The 491-nt window shown below is 50.7% G+C and carries 1 protein-coding gene; it reads right to left on the minus strand.

Features of this window, described 5'->3' with window-relative positions:
* Positions 1-460: ComEC/Rec2 family competence protein (locus ACTHTU_RS11230; protein WP_440362594.1), on the minus strand; the 460-nt coding region annotated here is incomplete at its 3' end.
* Positions 461-491: the final 31 nt, after the last annotated feature.

A 491-nucleotide genomic window follows, 5' to 3' on the forward strand; every position in this document is an offset into this window, starting at 1 on the left:
ATTGCGGCGAAACCGTATGCAGAAAGCTGCCCGACGAAGCCGTGCTGCTGCCGTGATGTCCCAATACCAACACTTTGCTATACAGCGCATTGCCGGATTTCTCAATTAAACTTGCCTCGCCCTTCACACCCAAATCACCGTTTATCAACAAGACTTTGCCGTTTGCCACGACACGCAATACGCAGCTTCGGGCATTATCTTCCTTGCCGGAATTTTCAGACGGCCTGAGCAACTCAAAATCTACGCCGTCCCATTGCCATTTGTCTTCTTGGCAAAACTCTGCAGTTGGATAAAACTCAGGTTGTCCGGCAAGCAATTTATCGGTACCGACAGCCGCCAAACTTTGAAACCCGCCGTCATGTTCAATATCATGGTGCGACAAAATCAAGCTGTCCAAACGGCGCATACCGATAGCGTTGTCTCTTATACACATCCACAAGCCCCCGAGACACCTGAGCATGTGATACGCCGGGTCGTGTTTGGGGAAGGAG

Source organism: Neisseria sp. P0020.S005 (genome assembly GCF_051957055.1).
In the GTDB taxonomy this organism is placed as follows: Bacteria; Pseudomonadota; Gammaproteobacteria; order Burkholderiales; family Neisseriaceae; genus Neisseria; species Neisseria subflava_A.